The organism is Chthonomonas sp. (genome assembly GCF_035294165.1).
Lineage (GTDB): Bacteria > Armatimonadota > Chthonomonadetes > Chthonomonadales > Chthonomonadaceae > Chthonomonas.
In genome coordinates this window covers 1-22,364 of the sequence record NZ_DATGLN010000232.1, presented here as the reverse complement: position 1 = coordinate 22,364, position 22,364 = coordinate 1, and the positions used below count along the sequence as shown (strand labels likewise).

At 54.4% G+C, this 22,364-nt stretch carries 17 protein-coding genes and 1 tRNA gene; 3 read left to right on the top strand and 15 right to left on the bottom strand.

Translation table 11 applies throughout. The features are described 5' to 3' along the window. The 7 genes from VKV29_RS13095 to lysA form a co-directional block, all read right to left on the bottom strand. On the bottom strand, positions 1-1,386 hold a 1,386-nt coding region (locus VKV29_RS13095), incomplete at its 3' end, for a diguanylate cyclase (protein WP_324201759.1). Positions 1,387-1,505: 119 nt separating this feature from the next. Next, positions 1,506-3,929: a sensor histidine kinase gene (locus VKV29_RS13090; RefSeq protein ID WP_324201758.1), complete on the bottom strand. Its 2,424-nt coding sequence runs from the start codon at positions 3,927-3,929 to the stop codon at positions 1,506-1,508. 11 nt (positions 3,930-3,940) lie between these two features. Then, on the bottom strand, positions 3,941-4,948 hold the full coding sequence (locus VKV29_RS13085) for an ABC transporter substrate-binding protein (protein WP_324201757.1): 1,008 nt from the start codon (positions 4,946-4,948) through the stop codon (positions 3,941-3,943). Between the two features lie 334 nt (positions 4,949-5,282). After that, positions 5,283-6,371, bottom strand: coding sequence for a hypothetical protein (locus VKV29_RS13080; RefSeq protein WP_324201756.1), 1,089 nt, complete (start codon positions 6,369-6,371; stop codon positions 5,283-5,285). Between the two features lie 17 nt (positions 6,372-6,388). Beyond that, complete coding sequence (trpS, locus tag VKV29_RS13075) at positions 6,389-7,441, bottom strand: tryptophan--tRNA ligase (RefSeq protein ID WP_324201755.1); 1,053 nt, start codon at positions 7,439-7,441, stop codon at positions 6,389-6,391. 83 nt (positions 7,442-7,524) lie between these two features. Next, positions 7,525-8,184, bottom strand: a complete 660-nt coding sequence (locus tag VKV29_RS13070; RefSeq protein ID WP_324201754.1) for a site-2 protease family protein — start codon at positions 8,182-8,184, stop codon at positions 7,525-7,527. A 15-nt stretch (positions 8,185-8,199) separates the two neighbouring features. Continuing rightward, positions 8,200-9,558, bottom strand: coding sequence for a diaminopimelate decarboxylase (gene lysA, locus VKV29_RS13065; protein WP_324201753.1), 1,359 nt, complete (start codon positions 9,556-9,558; stop codon positions 8,200-8,202). Between the two features lie 610 nt (positions 9,559-10,168). Between lysA and VKV29_RS13060 the strand changes: the two genes are divergently transcribed. Then, positions 10,169-11,239, top strand: a complete 1,071-nt coding sequence (locus VKV29_RS13060) for an ankyrin repeat domain-containing protein (protein ID WP_324201752.1) — start codon at positions 10,169-10,171, stop codon at positions 11,237-11,239. Between the two features lie 13 nt (positions 11,240-11,252). On the opposite strand, the gene VKV29_RS13055 is transcribed toward VKV29_RS13060, so the two are convergent. The 5 genes from VKV29_RS13055 to VKV29_RS13035 all read right to left on the bottom strand — a co-directional run bounded on the left by VKV29_RS13055 (position 11,253) and on the right by VKV29_RS13035 (position 17,160). After that, a complete protein-coding gene (locus tag VKV29_RS13055; RefSeq protein WP_324201751.1) occupies positions 11,253-12,932 on the bottom strand; it encodes a CRTAC1 family protein in 1,680 nt (559 codons plus the stop codon). 52 nt (positions 12,933-12,984) lie between these two features. Further along, the gene (locus tag VKV29_RS13050; RefSeq protein WP_324201750.1) at positions 12,985-14,691 is read right to left on the bottom strand and encodes a tetratricopeptide repeat protein; all 1,707 of its coding nucleotides are present in this window, start codon (positions 14,689-14,691) and stop codon (positions 12,985-12,987) included. 32 nt (positions 14,692-14,723) lie between these two features. Next, positions 14,724-14,972, bottom strand: coding sequence for a hypothetical protein (locus VKV29_RS13045; protein WP_324201749.1), 249 nt, complete (start codon positions 14,970-14,972; stop codon positions 14,724-14,726). Positions 14,973-15,072: 100 nt separating this feature from the next. Further along, complete coding sequence (locus VKV29_RS13040) at positions 15,073-15,921, bottom strand: DUF1559 domain-containing protein (protein WP_324201748.1); 849 nt, start codon at positions 15,919-15,921, stop codon at positions 15,073-15,075. Positions 15,922-16,311: 390 nt separating this feature from the next. Beyond that, positions 16,312-17,160, bottom strand: a complete 849-nt coding sequence (locus VKV29_RS13035) for a DUF1559 domain-containing protein (protein WP_324201747.1) — start codon at positions 17,158-17,160, stop codon at positions 16,312-16,314. Positions 17,161-17,594: 434 nt separating this feature from the next. Here VKV29_RS13035 and VKV29_RS13030 point away from each other — a divergent pair, with 434 nt between their 5' ends. Beyond that, complete coding sequence (locus VKV29_RS13030) at positions 17,595-18,743, top strand: serine hydrolase domain-containing protein (RefSeq protein ID WP_324201746.1); 1,149 nt, start codon at positions 17,595-17,597, stop codon at positions 18,741-18,743. 43 nt (positions 18,744-18,786) lie between these two features. Further along, complete coding sequence (locus VKV29_RS13025) at positions 18,787-19,971, top strand: aldo/keto reductase (protein ID WP_343217375.1); 1,185 nt, start codon at positions 18,787-18,789, stop codon at positions 19,969-19,971. Positions 19,972-19,981: 10 nt separating this feature from the next. On the opposite strand, the gene trxB is transcribed toward VKV29_RS13025, so the two are convergent. From trxB to VKV29_RS13010, 3 genes are all read right to left on the bottom strand, one after another. Further along, on the bottom strand, positions 19,982-20,974 hold the full coding sequence (trxB, locus tag VKV29_RS13020; RefSeq protein ID WP_324201744.1) for a thioredoxin-disulfide reductase: 993 nt from the start codon (positions 20,972-20,974) through the stop codon (positions 19,982-19,984). An 18-nt stretch (positions 20,975-20,992) separates the two neighbouring features. Further along, positions 20,993-22,093 (bottom strand): lytic transglycosylase domain-containing protein, encoded by a 1,101-nt coding sequence (locus tag VKV29_RS13015; RefSeq protein ID WP_324201743.1) that lies wholly within the window; start codon positions 22,091-22,093, stop codon positions 20,993-20,995. 135 nt (positions 22,094-22,228) lie between these two features. Further along, a tRNA-Ser gene (locus VKV29_RS13010) sits at positions 22,229-22,320 on the bottom strand. Between the last annotated feature and the right edge of the window lie 44 nt (positions 22,321-22,364).

The window sequence follows — 22,364 nt, the reverse complement described above, 5'->3', positions numbered from 1 at the left end:
GGCGTCGGCAATGGCCATAATGCGCCCAAGCAGCGGAATCTCTTCCCCTTTCTTGCCATAGGGGTAGCCCTTGCCATCCCATCGCTCATGATGGTGGGCCACAGCATCGAGGATGTCGGATAGGTTAGGCAAACCGTGAATGATAGCGGCAGACAGAGAGACATGGGTTTTCATGATTTCGTACTCTTCATCGGTAAGCTTGCCCGGTTTGCGTAAGACCGAATCCGGAACCCCTATCTTGCCCACATCGTGCAACAGTCCTGCCACACGAACGATCTCGCAAACGTTCTCCGACATGTTCAGGGCTTTGGCCAATGTGAGCGCATATTGGGTCATGTGTTCGGAGTGGGCACGTGTGTAGCGATCTTTTCGATCCACTGCTGTTACCAAACCATCTAGCACCGAGTAGGCCGTTCTGCCGAGGTCATCCCGATTGGGATCATCATCTAATACATATAGACTCACACGATCACCGCCATCCCGCTTGCTTTCGTAGAGAGCGGCATCTGCAGCCGTGATCAGTCCGGCGGGGCCAAAGCCGGCTGTGGCTGTGTCGGCGACCCCAAAACAGAGGCGAATGGGCAGCCGATTGCCCTCAGCCGTATGCAAGGGGTTTTCGATGATCTGGTGGCGAATGCCTTCGGCAACCTCCATCGCCTGTGCCGCCTCAAGGCCCGGCAGTATCACCATAAACTCATCTCCGCCACAACGGCCCAGAAACGCCTCTCGTGGACAGCAGCTTTGGAGAATGCCAGCTATATGCCTAAGAGCGGTATCGCCCATAAGGTGTCCGTAGGTATCGTTCAGACGCTTAAAATCGTCGGTATCCACCAGGATCACGCTTAAAGGTTGTTTCTGCTCCAGAAGTTCCTGCAGCTTGCCATGAATGGTGCGATGGTTCAGCAGGCCGGTAAGCCCATCGGTCTGTGCCATACGGGCTAACTCTTTGTGAGCCTCCTCTAGCTCGGCTATACGTTGCTGTAGTTCAGCCACCAAACGGGTGTTTTCGGCACGAAGATATTTCCGTTCCAAGGCGCGGTCTACCACCGCATTCAGCTCATTGATATCGTCCAAAGGCTTTAGCAGATAATCGTAAACGTTGCCGGTTTTAAAGGCCTCCACCGCATTTTCCAGATTACCATGCCCCGTCAGAATAATAAACTCGGTATCCGGCGCGATCTCGGCGGCCTTCGCTAAAAGCCCCATGCCATCAAGTCGCGGCATTTTCATATCCGAAACCACCAATTCAAATCGTTCTTTTTGTAAATGCTCTAAAGCCACCATGCCATCTTCGGCTAAAGTTACCTCGTGGCCTGCGCGCCGCAGTTGTCTACTTAACAACATGCGCAGCCCCTCTTCATCATCAGCTAGAAGTATCTTCGCCATCGTCTATTCCCCTATTTCCTTTGCGTTCCATTTTTTCAATGGCTTACAAACCACCCTTTTGCTCAATGTGTTGAGCGTGTAGAATTATCGGCTTTTTTGCGGGTGAGGTTTATGTTGCTCTAAGCCGCCGCCTGCATTCCTTGCCGAGCCTCTTCAGGAATGGGCAGTGTGATGGTGAACACAGCGCCTCCATCATTGCGAAACTCTATCCCGCCTTGATGGCGCTTAAGAATGCTGTGGCTTATCGAAAGCCCCAGTCCAGTTCCTTTTCCCGCCTCTTTCGTGGTAAAGAAGGGATCAAAAATATGGGGCCGTACATCATCAGGTATTCCGGGGCCGTTATCTCGAAACTCAACGATCACTCGGTCATCCTCAACTTTTGAGAGAATGGTAATGAGCGCATCCGGCTTTCCCTCAAGGGCGTCACGCGCATTGGTAATGAGGTTTAGAAATACCTGCTCTAGCTCATTGGCATCGCCTAGAACAGAGGGAAGGTTGTCGGCAAGCTGAAGGTCTACTTCCACATTGTGTGCCTTTAGCTGCGCCCCAACTAAAATGAAGCAGTTTCGTACGACCTCGTTCACATCCACCAGGGTGAAATCGGTCGTTCCCATTCGACAGAAGGTGCGCAAATGCCGAATGATTTTCACCATGCGCCCCGTCTGCCCTTCGATGATCTCGAGGTCGGCTCTTATCTCTTCAGGGAGGCTCTCATCGGCGATAATCTGCTGGGCGATGCCGCGAATAATGGCCAGAGGCTGGTTCAACTCGTGGGCTACCCCCGCCGAAAGCGTTCCGAGCGATGCCAGTTTAGCCGATTGCACCAGTTGACCTTGGGTTTCCCGCAACTCACTCTGGCTTTGTTGGAGGGAAGTCGTCATCGTATTGAAAGCAACGGCAAGCTCCCCTATCTCATCCGGGCCATCCTCTTCCACGCGCTTATTCAGATCTCCCTCTGCAATGGCCGCCGCTGCCTGTGACAGCCGAACCACCGGGCGTACAATGCGATTAGCCGTTAGAAGCGCAGCCAAACCGGTTATCAAGCAGGAAAGGGTGGTAAGCACAACGGCAAGTAGAGAGAGACGACCGTCGGCACGTCGCTGGGCCTGCACCGTTAAAGCCCGTGCCTTATCTGACATCTGATGGGCGGTGAGAGCCACGGCCTGGCTCATCTGCTCACGGCTTTGCTGCATAGCCAGCTCGGTTTGCCGCTGAATACCTTTTTGCAGCGCCACAAGATGCGTCCCTGTTTGGATACGCGCCTGCTTGGCCGTATTTTGGAGGGCCGCCTGAGCATTGTGCTGCATAGCACTACCTGCTTTACGATTGATGCGCGTCAGCTTCACTTCAAGGTCGTTGGTGGCCTTTTTGGCCACCTGCATTAATAGTTGCTGAGTTTGCAAGTCCACGCTGTTGGCCGCCTGGTCGAGATCGGCTTTCAACGCCACAATGGGCTGTACGGCCTCTGAACGCGGCACAACGGTTACGACCCGCCAGTTCAGCAGTGGCAGTGTGGCCTCGGCGGTAAGCGCATCCGACGGCACCGGATGGGGCTGTAGAAGAGGCTGGCCGCTCTCATCGAACACACAAGCGAAACCGGTGGCCCCGATTCGCGTATTGCGGATCTGGTTCCAAATATCTTCTAGGGAATAACGTGCTGCCAACACTCCCACCACATGTCCTGGGTAGGACTCTATCGGTACGGCGATGCGAAGTGCAGGAACTCCAGGCTCCGCGTCTTCTTCTGCCCCACCGATGAAAGTGTGATCTTTTAGCGCTTCGGCAAACCATGAGGCTTTGGCATAGTTCCCCAAATCGGCACTTGTGATAAGCCTATCGGCTGCGGAGGCGGTGATCTCTTGCCCTTGTGGGTTAATGACACTAACTCGCAAGAACCCGGGAATACGACGGGTTAGCGCATCGAGCTTTACTTTTCTATCCCTATCGCTCTCCGGCGACATATCTATCATCTGCGAGGTAAGTCGCAAAAACTGAGGGGCTGCATGAAGCACATCCTGTATTTGATTGCTAATGTCCAGAGCACGCGCTTGAATGATCTCACGATTCAGCGCCATCATCGCCCGTTCCACATTGCCGCCAGCTTGCCTTTGAGCCTCCTGCACCGTGTGGTGTAACAGGGCTTTGGTTTTATCGCCCACATGCAGTAGAACATCCCGTTGTGTTGTCACGGACTGACGTAATGCCGTAGCAAGCGCCTTTGAACTGGCGTTGGCATACTCCTCGGCCGCTTGGTGCATGGTATCGGCCTGAAGCTTCAAAAGCTGCTGACTGATGGCCTCGATGGTCGCTGCAGAGGTCGCCTGTGTTTTATCGCTGGATTCCTGAATGGCTCGGCTGCCAAGCTTCTCAAACTGCTCGCCGGCCTGTTGCAGCATCTCCTGGTTGATGCGACGCATCGTGTTGCCTGTCCACAAAATCTGTTCATGGCCAAGGCGTTGCAGGGCCAGCACCGTAATAATCAACGGAACCGCCGTGAGAATGATGAACTGCCGCATGAGCCTTCGCGCCATTTTGCTACGCATAAGCGACTCCCCTATCTTTCCGAATCGATCACCTCATCGGCGAGGTGAAGCACGTCGTTTGGAATCTTAATTTTCAAAGCCCGCGCCACATCGAGGTTGATGCAGAGCAGGGCCTTGCGCGGCCCTCGAACGCGCATCTGCTCGATCTTTTGAGAACCACTAAGTAGGTAACCGGCCAGTTCGCCGGTTAGAGCGCCCTCATCTTCGAGGTCGGGCGAGAGCGCCACCAACGCGCCGGCATGTACGGTTGCGCTCGACAAACCCAACACGGGCAGATTGTGCGTATGCGCATAGTTCAAAGTGGCCTGCAGGGCTTGTGGGCCGCTGGAGGCTGGGTCGGCAATCGTCCAAAGCGCATCCACTTTTCCATCTAACGATTGCAGGGCCGCATCGGAAGGGTCTCCGTTCTTCACCGCAACCGTCACCAACGTGATGTGGAGTCGCTGGGCATCGGATTGTGCCGCACCGAGAAACGCCTGTGACACCGAGTCGCCCTGCGTATAGAGAACTCCCACACGACTAACCGACGGGTCCACCTGCAAAAGCGCCTCTAGCTGTTTGCCTGGGCTTACCAACAGGGTGGTGCCACTAAAGTTCGTGCCCGGAGCATCCAGCGATTTGACCACCCCAAGCGCCACCGGGTTTAGCACCAGGGTAAACAGCACCGGCACATCCGGGTGAATAGCGGCTGTTTCCACCGTAGCATCCGTTCCTAAAGTAATGATAAGCTGTGGATGTTGCTTTAATGCCTGTTCCAGCATTTTTTGATCGGTATCCTGCGACCCGGCCAGAGAGATAACCGTTACTTTCGTCCGTATGTTCAATGCCTGCTCTTGCTGTTTTAAGCTTTGTAAAAAGCCTTTTTGGGTGGCATCATAAAAGGCGTTATTACTGCTCCGAATCATCAGGATAGGAACGAGGGGCACCGGGCTATCCTCGAAGTCCGACGCCTTGCAGTGCACACAGAGACAGAGGCAGACCAACCAGAAAACTCTTGCCGCCCATGCCGAACCTTTCAACGCCGATTCCCTTCCCGATGACCAATTTGGAGTGCGCCCATAGATACGCAAGAAATATTGCCAGGATTCGGCTTTTTATTTAGAGGAAAAGTGACACTTTAGAGGAAAAGCGACATTCTGCCTAGTCTAAAGCTCGGCGGCTTCTCGCAGTTGCTTGGGAGCTATGCGAATATGGTAGGGTTTAGGCTTGTATGGCACTACCCCCACCATGCTGCGTGGTCTGATAGAGGCGCAGGCACAAGGCCTACGCACCACTTGCGGTGGGCTAAAGCTTTGCGATTGTCAAAAAAGCGAGGAGTGGATAATGTGCGAGGAGCTACTTACCGAAGAAGCCCTACACCGAGGCGTCGTGATGGACACGAACCACCATATCAAAAGGAATCAGGGTTCCGCCATCCTTGGGGCGCACATCGAAGCGAAAGCGAACTACATCCGTTGAGCGGCCTGCGCCATCTACCGGAGCCACCCAAACGGCTCCATCCGGCTCTTGCAGAGGTCCTCCGAAAGAACCGAGCGAGTACATTGGAGTGATGCTGCGATCGGGAGAGATGAGTGGAAAGCCATATGGGTCTAGAATAGAAAGCGGGTTACGTGCCGGAGGCCACGCGGAGGGACTGCGATGTGGAGCGAAGGGGTCGGCAATGGCCGTGGTCAGCATGTTGGAAGCAGCCAGTTCGCCGCCCACGATCTTTAAGTGAAAGGTAATCTCGTTGCGGCCTGCATCCGGGTCGGAAAACTGAGGATCGCTAAGGCGCACATGGCTCAACATTACCGTAACGCCTTGTCGCGTTTGTACGACGGGGCCGTCAGGCACCTCCGTAGCCATCGGAAGCTTGCGGGCATAGTGCGGTAGAGAAATAAAAAAGCGCATCGGCTCGGAGACGGGAAACGGCGGATCGGGTGGGGCGGGCATCCAGCGCAGTGTACATATCAGCTCGCGGGCTGCATGATCGTAGCTCGGTAGGTAGATGCCGATGGCGTGGGGCAAAATATCGAGAAACCCATGATAGGGTTGGCCAAAATTGTCAATAAAAGCGGTTCTCCCCACCCGATGACACACCAGGTCGGGATGGTTAGGGATTTCGCTTTGATATCCTAGCCAAAGCTCAAGGCTTCCGGGGTTGGCCTGATAGCGGCTCACAAAAAGATGTGGTTTTTGAAACCAGGGTAGGTGGTGGCGTGCGAGCCACTTCGTGAGTGGGTCGCCGGTTCTCAGGGTTAAGTTGGGGCCGTAGCGCACCCCCTCTATCCACGCTTGAACGAACCCAGGGTCTTCTTGGGATTGCACGGCGCGTTGTTCTTGGCGAAAGGCAAAGAAGAAGAGGCCAACGAGGCCCGTCGTGAGGCCGAGGAGCAACGCCACCAACCAGAGTGTTTTGCTCTTGTTGGTTTCGAGCCTTCTAGGCGTCGAACACGCTTCCATTTGACCTCTCTACCTCACTACGCAAAATGGAGGGCAGCACGCACAAGCCGCATGGTCTGTTCGGCGAACTCGCGTGCGCGCTCTGCACCCTCCGCCAAAATGCGTTCAAGTGCACCGGGGTCGGCCAACAGCTCGCGCCTACGTTCACGCATCGGCTCTAGGTAGGCGTTGAGAATGTCAATAAGCTCGCGTTTATTTTGGACACAGCCTCGCATTCCCGCCCGATCTTCTTCCCAAGAGGTTCGATAGCCTTCTGGATCGTAAAGTTTTCGTAACTGACATACCGCACACTGTTCCGGCACACCGGGGTCGGTCTTGCGAATTTTTGTGGGCGTTGTAAAGGCGTTCATAATTTTTTTCGCCACCGTATCGGCATCATCTGCAATATAGATGCAGTTGTCGTAAGATTTGCTCATTTTGCGCCCATCCAGACCGGGAACTACCCCAGTCTCCTCACCAATGAGGGCCTGTGGCTCCGGAAATACCTCGCCGTAGAAGCGATTAAACCTTCGCGCGATCTCGCGACATATTTCCAGATGGGCGGCCTGATCCTTGCCCACCGGCACCGCATGGGCGCGATACAGCAAAATATCCGCCGTCATCAACACCGGGTAGCCCAACAGCCCATAAGAGATCGACTCATCCCCTTCTCCTTTTTCTTGTAGAAGCTCACGCTTCTCTTTAAAGGTAGGCACGCGCTCGAGCCAGCCTAAGGGGGTGATCATCGAAAGCAGAAGATGCAGTTCGGCGTGTTGTTTGACCTGGCTCTGAAGAAAGATAGCCGTCTTCTTTGGGTCTATACCCGCGGCAATATAGTCGGCTGCTACTTGGAGGCAGGCCTTACGAATCTGCTCCGGCTCCTGATAGCGGGTGGTAAGGGCATGCCAATCGGCGATAAAGCAGAACATGTCGTACTCATCTTGCAGGCGCACCCAGGTTCGTAAGGCCCCTTCGAGGTTTCCAAGATGAAGGGCACCGGTGCCTGTAGGCTGCATCCCACTCAGAATGCGTTTTCGGGTTTCCGTCTTTGTCGCCGGCGTTGTGGACACGCCGGAGTGCTCTGTTTTCACGCGAACCGATCTCCTTCTAAACCGATGTGTTGGAATAGAGCTTCCTTTAAGGAATTACGCTTCCGACTCTGCTTGAGGTGCACTCAGCCTAGACCAACCACAGTTCGTATCAGCCACCGTGTTGGCGGGTCAACGATCCAGAAGATAACCTGTGGCGCTACAAAAGCGATGAGTATGAGTATCATCATGCCATAGCGGCTCATGGCTGAGGTATAGCGCCAAGCAAGATGCGGCGGCAGAAGCGCCCCCAAAATTTTAGACCCATCCAACGGTGGCAGCGGTATGAGATTGAAAAACAGGAGGCTAAAGTTCACCAGTACGAGGGTCAGTAGAAACCGTCCTCCGCCGGTTGCAAGCCAATCTTCGGACCGTGAGGCAAGTGCAAAACGCAGAATAAGGCCTCCGACCACGCCTAAAAGCAGGTTCATCAACGGCCCGCAGATCGCCACAACCAACATGTCCCGACGCGGGTTACGAAAGTTCCTCGAATCCACTTGAACCGGTTTTCCCCACCCCAGCCCGATGCCCGCGTTCAGCACGATAAAGATCATCAGCAGGCCAAGCGGGTCGAAATGCCTATCGGGTCGTAGCGACAGACGGCCCTGACGTCGTGGCGTATCATCCCCCAAACGGTCTGCGGCCAAAGCGTGCCCGAACTCATGCAGCGTGATGCTGAGGAGAATCACCACCAGCTCGATGAAGAACTGCTTAGGGTTTTGAAATAGAAGCCACTCGGCCAGCATGTTTTTGCCCTAACTTCACTCTGCTAACTTTTGCGCCAATACCGGCCGATGTCGGCGCAATCTCGCCGGAATACGCTCATGCCGTAGGAGGTCTTCGAGCTGTTGGCGCTCCACGATCAGCTCCGCATCGCCTTCATGCACCAGCACCATCGCCGGGCGCAAGAAACGGTTATAGTTACTGGCCATTACGAAATTATAGGCGCCGGTAGTCTGCACCGCCAGGATATCGCCTGGGCGCGGCTGCGGCAGTTTCGCGGAGGGGATCAAGGTATCGGTCTCGCAGTGCTTGCCGGCAACGGTAACGACAGCTTCTGCCGGCTCATCGGCTCGGTTGGCCAGCAGGCACTCATAGAGCGCTTCGTACATCTGCGGCCGCGGGTTGTCCGAAAGTCCCCCATCAACCGACACGTACGTGCGCCTTCCGGGAGGTTCAGAAATAGGCACGGTTTTAATAGCCCCCACCGTGTAGAGCGTGGTGCCCGCCTCGCCAACAAGAGAGCGCCCCGGTTCCTGTTGCAGAATGGGGTAAGGCAAACCGGCGGCATCCAGAGCGGACTTCAGTGTGTAGACTACGGCCTCGGCGAACTCGTCGTAGGTTGGCGGGCGCTGCGCTTCTAAATAGCGCACTCCCAGCCCACCGCCAATATTAAGGATTTCCACGTTCGCACCGGTTTCGCGAACCACGTTCTGCATGGTTTGCACCATAATCTGTACGGCCTCCACATGGGTTTCCACATCGAGCAACTGCGAGCCGACATGGCAGTGAAGGCCTCTGAAGCGCAATTGGGGCGTGCGCAGCACGCGCCGAACGGCTTCGAGAGCTGAGCCATCGGAGATGTTAAAGCCGAACTTCGTATCTGCTTGGCCGGTACGAATGAGGCGATGAGTCTTCGGATCGACCCCCGGAGTGGCGCGCACCAGCACGGCTGCTTCCGCTTTGTGCACTTCGAGGAGTTGGGAGAGAAGTTCAAGCTCATAGAAGTTATCCAAAATAATAAGCCCTACTCTGGCTTCCAGAGCTGTTTCCAACTCCTCCTTTGACTTGTTGTTGCCATGGAGGGAGATACGCTCGGCAGGAAAGCCAGCCTGCAGCGCGGTGTAAAGCTCGCCTAAAGAGGCTACATCCATGCCGAGACCCTCCTGGTCTACAATGGCGGCGATGGCCAGAGTTAGTAAGGCTTTGCTGGCAAAATAGATTTCATTTTTAGGGTACCGGCTCTCGAAGGCCGCCCGATAGGCGCGACAGTTTGCCCGCAGCGCCGCCTCGTCTATCACGTAAAGCGGCGTACCAAACTCTTTGGCCAGCTGTACGGCGTCGCATCCACCGATCTCCAAATGTCCTTGCGCATTGATGCGCTGAGTTCCTAAAAGCATCCTTCTCTCTCGTATTGAAAGTCAGACTATCATTCTACCCTAAGGAATAGCCTTCGAGGACGGATAGGGAAAGGGAGCCTCTAGGGAGGCTCCCATAATACGGAGATATGACACTCCGTCCGTTCTAAAGCTCAGCGGCTTCTCCCAGCCGCCTGCGAGCAAAACAAACAGAAGGGGGCAGGCCTTGTGCCTACCCCCTACAGGTGCCTATCCTTTTACGGCGGGCTAAAGCCCTGCATTGTCAGTTAAGCATCTTAATAACAGAACAGGTTAGGTTGGCGCTTAGGGATTAGAGGGCGCGCGTCGGCCTCCTTGCAGGTCTCTTTGCAGCACCGCCGGCATCTTTCCACTGCCCTGTGCCGCATTAGGGATACCGTTGGCGTTGATGGCCGTGGGCGAGCCTGGAGGCTGCTGTGGCGGAGCCGAATGGCATCCACCTACGGTTAGCTAGGCAAGCACAGCCAGCAGAACATCTCTCTATATTTGTTTTCCTATTGCTAGCACCTTTCTAAGATGCTAGGGCTGTGGAGCCACTGCCAAGCCTTCTTCCCTTTGCCGAAGCACCGTTTTTTGGGTAGTATGAACCAGATAGAGCAGAGGATTTGTCGAAATGCATGCCGCACAAAGCAAAAACATTGCCAGAAATTTTTGGGTTTTCACCCTTCTTCTCTTGGGAGCGGTGCTCCTTTATGCGCTCTATCCTCGGAAAGTACCTCCCAACATCGAGGAGCTTATTCTCGTGAATGACGTCAACGGAGTCGCTCAGGCCGTGCGTGCGTATCCGTTTCTTCTCAATGCACCCGATTTCCGCCTGCGCACCCCTCTCTTACAGGCCGTTCTTGATGGGCGTAATAAGATCGCCGAGAGGCTTATCGCCGACGGCGCGAACGTGCAAGCCGCCGATTATGAAGGCAGAACGCCTCTTCATGCTGCGGCTGCCACCGATGCCGCCGACCTCATTCCCCTCCTCATTGCCCACGGCGCCGCTGTAGACACCCCAGATAAGGCGGGGAAAACTCCTCTTCATATGGCAGCTCTTGGCGGCCTTCAGGCTGTGGACGCCCTCTTAAAAGCCGGAGCGAACGTCAACGCACAAGATCGAATTGGAGAGACACCCCTGCACCTTGCTGCCGATATGGGCTATACCGCCATCGCGGAAAAGCTTCTTGAATCTGGGGCCGACGTCAATGCGATGGATAACTACGACACAACTCCCCTTCATCGAGCTGCAGTACACGGCCATGTCACTATGGCTGCTCTCCTAATCGCCCACGGCGCCCATATCGAGGCGAAAGATAAGCAAGGTTTCACCCCCCTCACCGTCGCCGTACAAAGCGACCACATCGAAGTTGCGAAGCTCCTCCTCGCTAAAGGCGCCAACGTGAATGTACGCGATAACGCCATGGCAACTCCCCTTCTCCATGCAGCCTTTGTGGGCGATGTCGCCATGGCGGACATATTGCTGAAGCACGGGGCCTCCTTACAAGTGAAGGACGGCGAGGGAGATACGCCGCTACATCGGGCAGCATATGAAGGCCATCTCTCTATGGTGCGCTGGCTTATAGCCCATGGAGCCAATATCAACGCATTGAACAACCTTAATCAAACGCCACTTACTATGGCACGCCAACAGGGAAATGCCGATATCGTTTCGTACTTAGCCCAGCACGGTGGTAAGTAGCCCTTTAAGCCTACTAGGCTATCCGCTGCCCGCCCTCACGAAGAGTGACATACCTGTCTACTGGAATTTGAGCAAAAGTGTCCTGATGGCCGCTCGGCCAACGCACTTTTATATTTACCGGCCCATTCCAATCTCCCAACCCAACATGGACACGTTTGTCGGAAGCCGATTGATAAGACCCATCCGTATGGCAGTGGTGTAACAGTCTTCCTTGGGAAGTCTCTATGATGAGTAACGCGCCTAAACCGTCGCGGTTGCTTTGGGTTCCTTCCAAAAGAATACCAAGCCAATGATGTGTATTGGTCGTTATGTTGTGCATGAGCAGAGGCGCTCCCTCGCTGTCTACAATGAGAATGTCCACCCTCCCATCGTTATCGTAATCTCCAACAGCAAGCCCCCTTCCTACAATGGGTCGGGCAAAGGCAGGGCTGGCCACATTCGTAACCTCTGTAAAGTGGGTTCCTTGTTCATTATGAAACACCGCACAGGGCTGCCGATAAGAGGCGGTTTTATCCACTTCAGCTATGGTATCTTGCACATGGCCGTTCGTAAAGATGAGATCGAGCCAACCATCATTATCCGCGTCGAGCCACTTCGCCGCGAAGGCTACGTACCGCATAACGCTTGGAGCCACACCGAGCAACGTGGACTTATCTACGAACAGGCCGCTGCCCTCATTATGATAGATGTTTTTTACCTCACGTTCAAAGGTAGCCACAACTAGGTCCAGTCGCCCATCGTTATCATAATCTCCCCAATCAAGGCCCATGCCGGCGTGCACGTGCCCCTCAGAATCGAGAGCTACCCCCGCGATGGAGGCCACATTGTGAAAAACTCCTTCAGAAAAGTGCAGCAAATCCCCAGGCATCTCATCGTTGGCAATGGCAATGCTTTGATGCCCCGATCCATCGTAGTCGGCACATGCGATGCCCAGCGCTTTCCCCGACGTAACACCGGAGGAGATCGGAGGCGTGATGTTCTGAAAACGATTGCCTTCGTTTTTGAAGAAAACCGGATACTCCGGTTTATAGTAGCGCGGACCGCAAGCGCCCATCACACCGTTAAAATTGCAAAGTTGTGGGTTAACATGAGGTCCGAATCGCACATAGTTTCCTATCACGAGATCGAGCCGGCCATCGTGAGTTAACTGCACAAACGCGGCGGAACTGCCCCATGGTTGAGGGGGTATCCCCATATCGGCACTGACATCGAGGAAGCTTTTGCCTCCTTCATTATGCAAGAGAGCACCACCCCGATAGGCAGAGAGATAAACATCCACATAGCCATCGTTATCGAAGTCGCCCACTGCACAGCCCCGAAAGTCGCCCTTCAACTTATGCAGCCCCAAATCCTGCGTGACCTCAGTGAAACCTCCTTTCCCATCGCCTTTGTAGAGCGCTAGCTGAGGACCGACGAGAAGAATGTCCAGATTGCCATCGTTATCAAAATCTAGGAAGGCGCAACCGTTTCCTATGGTCTGCAAGATATTTAGGGGACGAGGGCCGGGCACAGCCCAGCGATAGCGGATGCCCGCCTGTTGAGTTACCTCTTCATAGTGAAAGGGCGCATCTGCTTTTGCAGGCGCACCGGTGCCAACAGCGGAGATGTGCCGCGAAAGGGAACAGCCTCCCATGGTAAGCCCACCGCCGAGTAACAGCAAAAGATCACGGCGTGAAAGTTCACATCGTCTCATCGAAGCCCCTTAATCGTCTCCCTTAGTCCAACAAAATCAAAGCAACCATTCTTTAGCGTCTATTCAGCGGTTGTGTATTGAATGTTGCGTGCTGCAAAGCTTGCAAACCCCGTAAAGCTTTCGCCTGATTGCGCTCTAGAAGTTCGGCGGCCTCAAGGTAGTTCTGAGCTTTATCGGGTTCACCTCCGCTTAGGTAAAGATCGGCAAGCCTACGGTAGAGAATACTCTCTTCAGGGTGTTGTTGAATGGCATCTTGCAACGCTTTTACCTGCGCCAGATAGCGGGTCAGATCGGTAGCGCTTCGCTCAGCAGCCTGCGCCTCACGAATTCGCCCTGCCTCCTGACATGCACGTGCCAAAGCGATCGTTGCCGCCACATCGTGCACATCGCGTTTGAGTGCGCTCTCTAAAAAAGGAATGGCCTGCTCGGGCTTTCCCTCCTGTTGAAGCAACCGCCCCAGTGCCGAAAGTATGGCTGAATTCTGTGGCTCCATGCTTAGGGCGACTCGCAAATCGCCTTCGGCCTCCTGCAGGCGAGCAGGCGTAACGTTATACTCTTGCAGCGTTATCGCAAGCAGAAAGTAGGTTCGTGCTTCATAGGGTGCATCCCACAGACGGCGACGTAGCACCTGCTCGGCCTCACGGTAGTGATAGGTCGCCCGCAACGTATCGGCGTAGTGGGGATAGAAATCCGTGCGATTAGGTGCGAGTTTGACTGCCTGCTGATAGGCCTGCAGGGAACGTCCTAAATCAAGCTGCTGGTTGAAATAGGCTCGTCCCAGCCCGATCCAGGCATCGGGGTTTTTGGGGGCGAGCGTCACAGCCTTCTGAAAAATATCTACGGCCATTTGCAGAATGTGCTTATCCAACGCGACCTGGCCTAGCCCCAACAGAGAGGCCAGATCGTTTGGGTGTTCTTTAAGGCAGGCCTCATACTCTAAGCCGGCCTTTCCAACCTCTCCCTCATGAAAAAGCGCATCGGCGAGATCTCGATGAATACGCAACGAGTTTGGGGCAAGACGATACGCCTTTTGGAGTACAGCTACCGCCTCGGCGTAGCGCCCATCTTTTAGCAAGGCCTCACCCCATAAACGCTGGACTGCCGGATTGCTGAGCTGCCGCAATGCCCACGCTCTTCGCGTAGCATAACCACTACGCTCCGGAAAGCAGTGTCCATACCAATCGGCGAAAAGGTTCAGAAAACTTCCCTGGGTATATCGTGCCACAAGGCTATGAGGCCCTACAGGCGAGATGGTCGCAGCCAAGGTTAGAGAGGGGGTATCGGGTGGTAGAGCACGACATCGCTGAATGGCAGACTGCAGCAAGGGAGCGTCTTGAGGATGCTGCATTCCCGCCATAAGGACGGCCCAGGCCAGGTTCCGATCGTCACGGGCTGCTTCGGTCGCCGCCCAAGTGAGCCATAGGTAAGGGTTATCTTCTCCAGCGGAGACGGCCTGTTCCAGGTAGCGTGCAGCGGCATCATATTGACGGGCCTGAGCCAGTCTCGCTCCCAACAAGGCCATCAAAGAACCATCATAAGGCCTTTGTCGAGCCGCTTGTTGGAGATCGGGCAGATAGGCTTCGGAAAGCCATGTCTGGTGCCAGGCGCGTAGACAAAGAGTGCCGAAGCCAAGAAGAACGGCCAGCCAAAACAGTCTCATGAGATAACGAGCTTTGTACCAAGATTTTACCCTTCCTTGGAGGACTGCTTTACCGGAGCCTATCTGTTCTCCTGCCATCACGGCCTTCGGTTGACTCATCGTCCCGCTTTTATACAGATATGTTGAGGCATTTAGGGTTTCGTAGGTGGAGGACTTGAGCTAGGCGTCGTTGTGCTCACAGGGGGCGCCTGCCCTTTTTGTTGCAACTGCTGCTCCACCTGAGCGCGATAGGCAGGAGGCGCCATATTGAGATATCGCATGGCGCTCGGTGGGATGTGCGACTTGTCTAAATTGACCTTCGCCTTTGGAGGCCCTCCACAACCGACGAGCATGACGAACAATAGAAGAGCACTTAGCTCAAGACATTTCTTATAAGTCATCGTTGGTCACTCCTTTCGTTTAAAGCTCCATTATAAGACCTCTAGGGGGAAAAGGCGGTGTGATTGCTCACACCGCCTCACTGCTGAATAAGCAGCAGAACTACGGGCTGAACGTTTGGGTTGGCTTAACCCGTTTGAACAACCAGAAGTCATCGTGGCGGACATCGCCCCAGCGCTGCACCTTCACATGGCCATCCGCGAAGACGTAGTTGCCTTGGTTACGATGGCCTTTGGAGGGAACGGTGCTAGTGTAGGCACCGCTACACGGCCCGTTGTAGGAGTCAACAGGAGCGACGGGTGGGAACTGCCTCCCTGCTAACTTAGCAGTATCGCATCCGGTGAACAGGTCACCCCATGGACTGCCGACCATAGCATCGTTAGCGGTACCGTTATCGGCATTCCCTGCATAGGACTCTACGACAGCGATCGTTTCAGCAGGACGATCAATGCCGGCAATGGAATAGCCCTGCCCCCAAGCGCTCATCCCTGTGTTGGGGTCGGCCCCACCGTTCCCTGTAGCATCCCATTGATAAGTATTGATGTTACCGACATAACCATAAGACCGAGGAATCTGTTTCTTAGCATAGCTTCCATCCCAGAAAGAGCCGATCCAACTGTTATCTCTCCTGATCGCGTCGCTGGGGCAAGTCCACAGCTGGTCGTTTTTAACATAGGGCATCAGCTGCATTTCGAATGGGATGGGGAAGGGACTCCAGCCTCCACCCCCGTTAATCGGTGGAATATTGGCAAAAGCGGTAGGCATTACCTCGTCATAGTCCTGCACATACATGGCCAAGGCCAACCCGATCTGCTTCTCATTGCTCAAACAGACCGTTGCGCGAGCCGATTCGCGCGCTTGGGCGAACACCGGGAAAAGAATCGCAGCCAGAATCGCGATAATCGCGATGACGACGAGTAGTTCAATTAGTGTAAACGCTTTTTTGTACACTTTCTATTTCTCCTTGAATTTTTGTGTATAGTGGAAGAAAAATCCGACTTCCCATCCTTTCGTTAAGCGAGTTAACGTTGATTATGATCTCTGAGAGATCGAAACCCTGCACTTTTCTGTTCTTTACTTAATTAAAATTAAATTTAGTACCTCCTTTCAGTGATATCGGCAACCTTTGGTAAGGAACGATGCTTCTAAAAACATTAGTTCAAGGCGCATCCTATACACAATATAACACAGTTTTACGCTGCTGTCAACTCTTTTTTTGACAAAAATAGACCGCCTCCTATGCACTTGCTTGGCAGAAGGGGTTCAATGGGAGTAGCCTCTGGTAAAAAACGAGGGAGCACCGGCACATGCGCGATGCTCCCTCGCCTGCTTTCGAGACAACTATGGGCTGAAAGTCTGAGTAGGTTTACTGCGCTTGAACAGCCAGAAGTCATCGTGGCGTACATCCGGCCAGCGCGTCACCTTCGCGTGCCCGTCAGCAAAGATGTAGTTGCCTTGGTTGAAGTGACCACGACATGGACGTACACCGGTATACCAATCCTTACATGGTTCGTTCACATAAGAGTCGACAGGAGCAACCGGTGGGAACTGCCTTCCTGCCAACTTAGAGGTGTCGCAGTTGGTAAACAGATCGCCCCATGGGCTTCCCACCATAGCATCGTCGAACCCGTTAGAGAAAAGCCCCCAAGATTCCACGATCGCTATCGTTTCTGCCGGCTTATCGATTCCCGCCAATGAGTAGCCCTGTCCCCAAGCACTCATACCCGTGTTCGGGTCAGGACTATTCGGATCGATGGCATCGTGCTGATAGGTGTTCAGATTGCCCACATAACCGTAGGATCGGGGAATCTGCCGGGCGGCATAACTCCCGTCCCAGAAGGAACCGATCCAGTTGTTGTCACGTGGGGCATCATCGCTCGGACAATGCCATATATAATCATTTTTTACATATGGCATCAACTGCATTTCATATGGGATCGGGAAGGGACTCCACCCCCCACCTCCATTGATAGGTGGAATGTTGGCAAAGGCCGAAGGCATCATCTCATCATAGTCCTGTACATACATAGCCAAGGCCAACCCGATCTGCTTCATGTTGCTAATACACACAGCCGATCGTGCCCGCTCGCGCGCTTGCGCGAAGACGGGAAACAGAATCGCCGCAAGTATCGCTATAATAGCGATGACGACGAGCAATTCGATTAAGGTGAAACCTTTTTTCTTGAGCATTTTCGTTTTTCCTCCTCATCAGTTTTCTAGCAGAGCTTGATGACCTAATAGGTCATTGAACGAAGAGTTGAGAGACTGCTCGATTCTGTTCTTTTTATGTTCCTGTTACATCCCCCCTTCCTTTATTTATTTCACTGACTAACACATACCACATAAATCCTTGTAAACCGCAGGTTGGGTCTATCATATTCTGTTCTGTTTCTATATTATAGAGTACTTTTTCTGACTTGTCAAGTCCTCTTCAGTTAAAGAAGATGCTCCTACATGTCTTCATCTGAGAGATCGCTTGCAAAAGAGAATAAGAAAAGTAACACCTAAGCTTCCATCTATCCTCCACAAGAACGCCCATATGACCTACTGCTCGTATATCACACCAAACACAAGGATCAAGTATAATTAACCCGATAGCCGATACTCAAACCCATCGAAGCATTATGAAACTATTTTTCTTTAGCCTGGTGACCTTAGGAGCACTCTGCCCAAATCTATCTGTGGCTACACCGCCTCCATCATCCTTAAATAACCTGCTAACTCCAATTCAGACGCATTACAACCTTCCCGCTCTAGCCGGCTGCATCGTCACTTCAAAAGGCCTTTTTGCCGTCGGTGCCGTTGGCGTGCGTAAGTACAACAGCGATGTGCCTGTTACCTTAGACGACCCATTCCATCTAGGCTCCGACACGAAGGCGATGACCGCCTTTCTTGTTGCCCTTTTGGTTGAACAGGGAAAGCTTCAGTGGGATACCCCCCTTTCACAAGCCCTCCCTCAACTCGTCGCCCAGATGCAACCGGCCTATCGGAGCGTTACCATTCGTATGCTTCTGGAACATCGCAGCGGGTTTTCCGCGGAAAGCTGGCCCCCCAGACAAACGTTTCAAAGCCTACATCACCTCCCCGGCACACCTATGGAGCAACGGCTTGCCTACGCCCGCATGATCTTGTCCGATCCCCCTGTGAATACCGCCGGCACAACCTTTCTCTACTCTAATCGCAACTACGCCCTACTAGGGGTCATCCTCGAACAGATCACCCATACCTCTTGGGAAACGCTCATTACCCAAAAACTCTTTCGCCCGCTTCACATGAACACAGCCGGGTTCGGCGCCATGGGAACTTCAAACCAGCTAGATGCCCCGTGGCAACACGTGCTTGGCCCTGAAGGGAAACCGATTCCCATTTCGCCCGGCCCCCTAAGCGATAACCCCGACGTTATCGCTCCGGCAGGAAAAGTCCACTGCTCCATAGAAGATTGGGCCAAGTTCATTCGGTGCGTTTTGCGCGGGATGGAAGGTCACAGCGGACTTTTGAAGGCCACAACTCTCCAACAACTCCTTGCTCCCTCCCCAGGCAGCAGCTATGCGGGCGGATGGATCATCACCGATCGTTCCTGGGCTGACGGGCGCGTCTATACTCACGCCGGCAGCAACACGATGAACTTCTGCGTGGCATGGGTGGCCCCAAAACGTGATTTCGCCGTGCTCATCGCCACCAATATCGGCGGTGAAAGCGCTACCGAAGCCTGCGATGCGGCAGCCAGCGCTCTCATCCACTTCTACCTGAGTTCGTCCACAACCTCCAAATAGACCGAATTTGGACCTAAGGAGACACACGTTGCCAGAGAAACCTATGCGTTACCGACGTTTTGGCCGTACGGAGCTTTCGATGCCCGTCTTCTCCTGCGGCGGCATGCGCTACCAACACAAATGGCAGGACGTGCCGCCAGAAGAGATTCCAAGCGAAGGACAGGCCAACCTCGAGGCCACCATCCATCGCGCCCTAGAACTCGGCATTAACCACATCGAGACGGCGCGCGGCTACGGCACCAGCGAGATGCAACTTGGATGGGTGCTTCCGAAGCTACCTCGTGAAAAACTTATCGTGCAGACCAAGGTGGCTCCTGCCGAGAACCCGGCGGATTTCCTCCAAACTTTCAGGCGCTCTATGGCCTATCTTAAACTGGACTATGTAGACCTACTGGCCTTTCACGGTATCAATAACGACGCCTTGCTCGATCAGGTTCTTCGCAAGGGGGGCTGTTTAGAGGCGGCTCGGGGTCTGCAGCGCGAGGGGCGTGTGCGCTTTATCGGCTTCTCCACCCACGCCCCTTGTCGCGTCATCCTACGCGCCATTGAGACCGGCGAGTTCGACTACGTGAACCTTCACTGGTACTTTGTTAACGAGCAGAACTGGCCGGCCGTTGAAGCCGCCGCGCGTCACGATATGGGCGTGTTCATCATCTCCCCATCGGATAAGGGCGGGATGCTCTATCGGCCACCGGCCAAAATCATCGCCCTGTGTGCCCCCTTCACCCCCATGCAGTTCAACGATCTCTTTTGTTTAGCTCGCCCCCAGGTGCATACCCTGAGCGTGGGCGCAGCTTGCCCCACCGACTTCGACGAGCACGTGGCCGCCCTCGACTTTTATGACCGGCTGCCGGAGGCCATCGCTCCGGTCGAAGCACGCCTGCGAGCAGAACTAGAGCGTGTTGTGGGAAGCGACTGGGCGAACGGATGGTGGCAAGGGATTCCGGAGTACCATGAGGTTCCCGGTGAGGTTAATGTTATGGAGATACTGCGCCTTTGGACCTATGCACGCGCCTTCGATCTGGTGGAATGGGGGCGGATGCGCTATAACCTGTTGGGCAACGGAGGACACTGGTTTCCCGGCAACAATGCCGCCTCTTTCGATGAAGCCCAGCTACGCTCGGCTCTGGCGCAAAGCCCCTTTGCAGATCGCATTCCACACATACTGCGCGAGGCCCATGCAATGCTTCAAGGAGAGGCACAGAAACGCCTGAGCCAAAGCGAGTGATCATTAATCTTTACCAATCGGGGCTGGTTTGGGGCATAGCATCGCCTTCTTGTTCGAGAAGGCGTTCTGCTTGAATGGCGGCCATACAACCCGACCCGGCGGCGGTTACTGCCTGCCGATATTCCTGATCTTGCACATCGCCCGCCGCAAAAACCCCGTAAACGCTCGTGCGAACGTCGTGATGCGTTCGTATGTAGCCGTTTTCATCGAGTTCGAGTTGCCCCACGAAGAGATCGGTATTCGGTTTGTGCCCGATGGCCACAAACAACCCCGATACGGGCAGCTCACGCCGCTCCCCCGTCTTTACATTCCGAAGGGTGAGACCGGTTACTCTTTTTAGAGCCGGATCGTGCACGCGCTCAACCACCGAATCCCAAATGAACTCGATTTTAGGGTTGCTGAAGGCGCGCTGCTGCATGATTTTGGAGGCGCGCAACGTATCCCGCCGATGGATAACGGTAACTTTTGTGGCATGGTTTGTAAGATAGATGGCCTCTTCCAGGGCCGTGTCTCCGCCTCCAACTACGGCCACCTCCTTGCCTCGAAAGAAAAAGCCGTCGCAGGTGGCACAAGCCGAAATGCCGGCCCCACCGAGGCCGCCCTCCCAAACCGGTTTTTCTTCCGGCAGACCAAGCCACTTCGCCACAGCGCCCGTGGCGATAATCAACGTTTTGCCCTCATAAACCGTGTCACCGACCCAAACTTTAAAGGGACGTTGTGAGAGGTCCACCTTGGTGGCCAAATCCTCTACCAGCTCAATGTTAAAACGAAGCGCCTGTTTGCGCATATTCATCATCAACTCCGGCCCTTGAATGCCTTCGGCAAAGCCGGGGTAGTTTTCGACCTCGGTGGTGATCATCAGTTGGCCGCCGGCACCGGGCAGCTCTTGCCCACGCCCTACGCCACCATCAATGAGAAGAGGACGCAGATTGGCCCTACCGGCATAGATGGCCGCCGTATAGCCTGCCGGCCCCGAGCCGAGAATGATTACTTTATGCAACATTTTCCCTTCCTAAGGAGGTTATGGGGTTGAACCGGTGCCGCAGAGTTGGTGAAAATAGCGCAACACCTTACGAACATAGTCCTGCGTCTCTTTATACGGCGGAACCCCCGCATATTTCTTCACAGCGCCGGGGCCGGCGTTATAGGCCGCCATAGCAAGCCGAATCTGCTCGTCGCTAAGCGAGCCATCGGGAGCAGCGTAGGCTTGATAGCGGTTGAGACACTCTCGCAACTCCATCACGCCTCCCCAAATGTTCTGTGCGATGTCGTAGCCATTGGTTAGGCCGTAGCGCTGCACCTCGTCCGGCATCAGCTGACAAAGCCCCATGGCGCCCTTGTTGGAGGTGCACTTGGGATCGAAATCCGACTCGGCGATAATCATGGAGACGGTCAGTCGCGGGTCTACCTGCAACTGGTACGAGTCGGTAAGCAAACAGTAGGTAATAAGGCCGACATCTCGATCGGATAGAGAGGGGTTTCGAGAAGCGATATATTGGAAGTAGGGAAGAAACATGGGTCGGAGTTCCGGTGGCATCGCAGCCGTGTAGACGGCCGTTTGAACGCTAGCATCTCCCTCCACAGCAAGAGGCGCTCGCACTTCGCCACCACGAGCGGGCATACTTCCTCGCAGATCGGGCGGCAGTGAGCGGCGGAAGGCCTGTAGCCATTGGGCTTTATCCCACATCTTCTGCAGCTTTTGCGCCTCGGCTTGCGTTTTGGCGTCGGTTAATGCGGCCTCTACATCGTCCTCTAAAGCGGCGGCCAGCACCCTATATTTGGGGATGTTGGAGCCGGCCTCGAGAGCCTCCACCCGCAACAGCACGCGAATGGTTGCTGCACCGCCCATATCTTGCAGTTCACTAAAAAAAGTCTTCTCATTGGCAGGGACGTTGAGAGAGAGAGGGTCATTCACATCGTTTGTCGGCAAAAGCAGCACGGTAACGTTGTTGCCGCCGCCGGCCCACCCCATTACTTTGCCTTGCACTTCTAGTGCGTATCCTTCATAGTGGGCCGGATCGGCTTCGACCTGTTTCGGGCTAAGTGCGGGATTGTAGTGGGCACGGGCACGTAAGAGCAGATAGTGGGCACCATCGCTGGCTTTGGCGCTTTGAAGGCTCAAAAGGCCGCTCCACCCAACCCACAGGAGAACAAGGAGAACTGTTTTTCTTGGTGGCATAGAACGCTGTTCCGAGCAAGCTGCTTTAAAAGGGAAACGGCACAGCGGATAAACTGTGCCGTGAATACTGCTTTAGAGCGGAGAGACCGGGATTCGAACCCGGGGTAGGGGCAATACGCCCCTACAACTGATTAGCAGTCAGCCGCTTTCGACCACTCAGCCATCTCTCCGTACGTGCTTTTATATTGTATCACAATCCACAGAAAATTGCAAA

Excerpts from the sequence above, each read along its gene's own strand:
- VKV29_RS13090 (WP_324201758.1), bottom strand. The coding sequence starts at position 3,929 with ATGCGTAGCAAAATGGCGCGAAGGCTCATGCGGCAGTTCATCATTCTC.
- VKV29_RS13080 (WP_324201756.1), bottom strand. The coding sequence starts at position 6,371 with ATGGAAGCGTGTTCGACGCCTAGAAGGCTCGAAACCAACAAGAGCAAA.
- VKV29_RS13070 (WP_324201754.1), bottom strand. The coding sequence starts at position 8,184 with ATGCTGGCCGAGTGGCTTCTATTTCAAAACCCTAAGCAGTTCTTCATC.
- lysA (WP_324201753.1), bottom strand. The coding sequence starts at position 9,558 with ATGCTTTTAGGAACTCAGCGCATCAATGCGCAAGGACATTTGGAGATC.
- VKV29_RS13060 (WP_324201752.1), top strand. The coding sequence starts at position 10,169 with ATGCATGCCGCACAAAGCAAAAACATTGCCAGAAATTTTTGGGTTTTC.
- VKV29_RS13055 (WP_324201751.1), bottom strand. The coding sequence starts at position 12,932 with ATGAGACGATGTGAACTTTCACGCCGTGATCTTTTGCTGTTACTCGGC.
- VKV29_RS13050 (WP_324201750.1), bottom strand. The coding sequence starts at position 14,691 with ATGAGTCAACCGAAGGCCGTGATGGCAGGAGAACAGATAGGCTCCGGT.
- VKV29_RS13045 (WP_324201749.1), bottom strand. The coding sequence starts at position 14,972 with ATGACTTATAAGAAATGTCTTGAGCTAAGTGCTCTTCTATTGTTCGTC.
- VKV29_RS13035 (WP_324201747.1), bottom strand. The coding sequence starts at position 17,160 with ATGCTCAAGAAAAAAGGTTTCACCTTAATCGAATTGCTCGTCGTCATC.
- VKV29_RS13030 (WP_324201746.1), top strand. The coding sequence starts at position 17,595 with ATGAAACTATTTTTCTTTAGCCTGGTGACCTTAGGAGCACTCTGCCCA.
- VKV29_RS13025 (WP_343217375.1), top strand. The coding sequence starts at position 18,787 with ATGCGTTACCGACGTTTTGGCCGTACGGAGCTTTCGATGCCCGTCTTC.
- trxB (WP_324201744.1), bottom strand. The coding sequence starts at position 20,974 with ATGTTGCATAAAGTAATCATTCTCGGCTCGGGGCCGGCAGGCTATACG.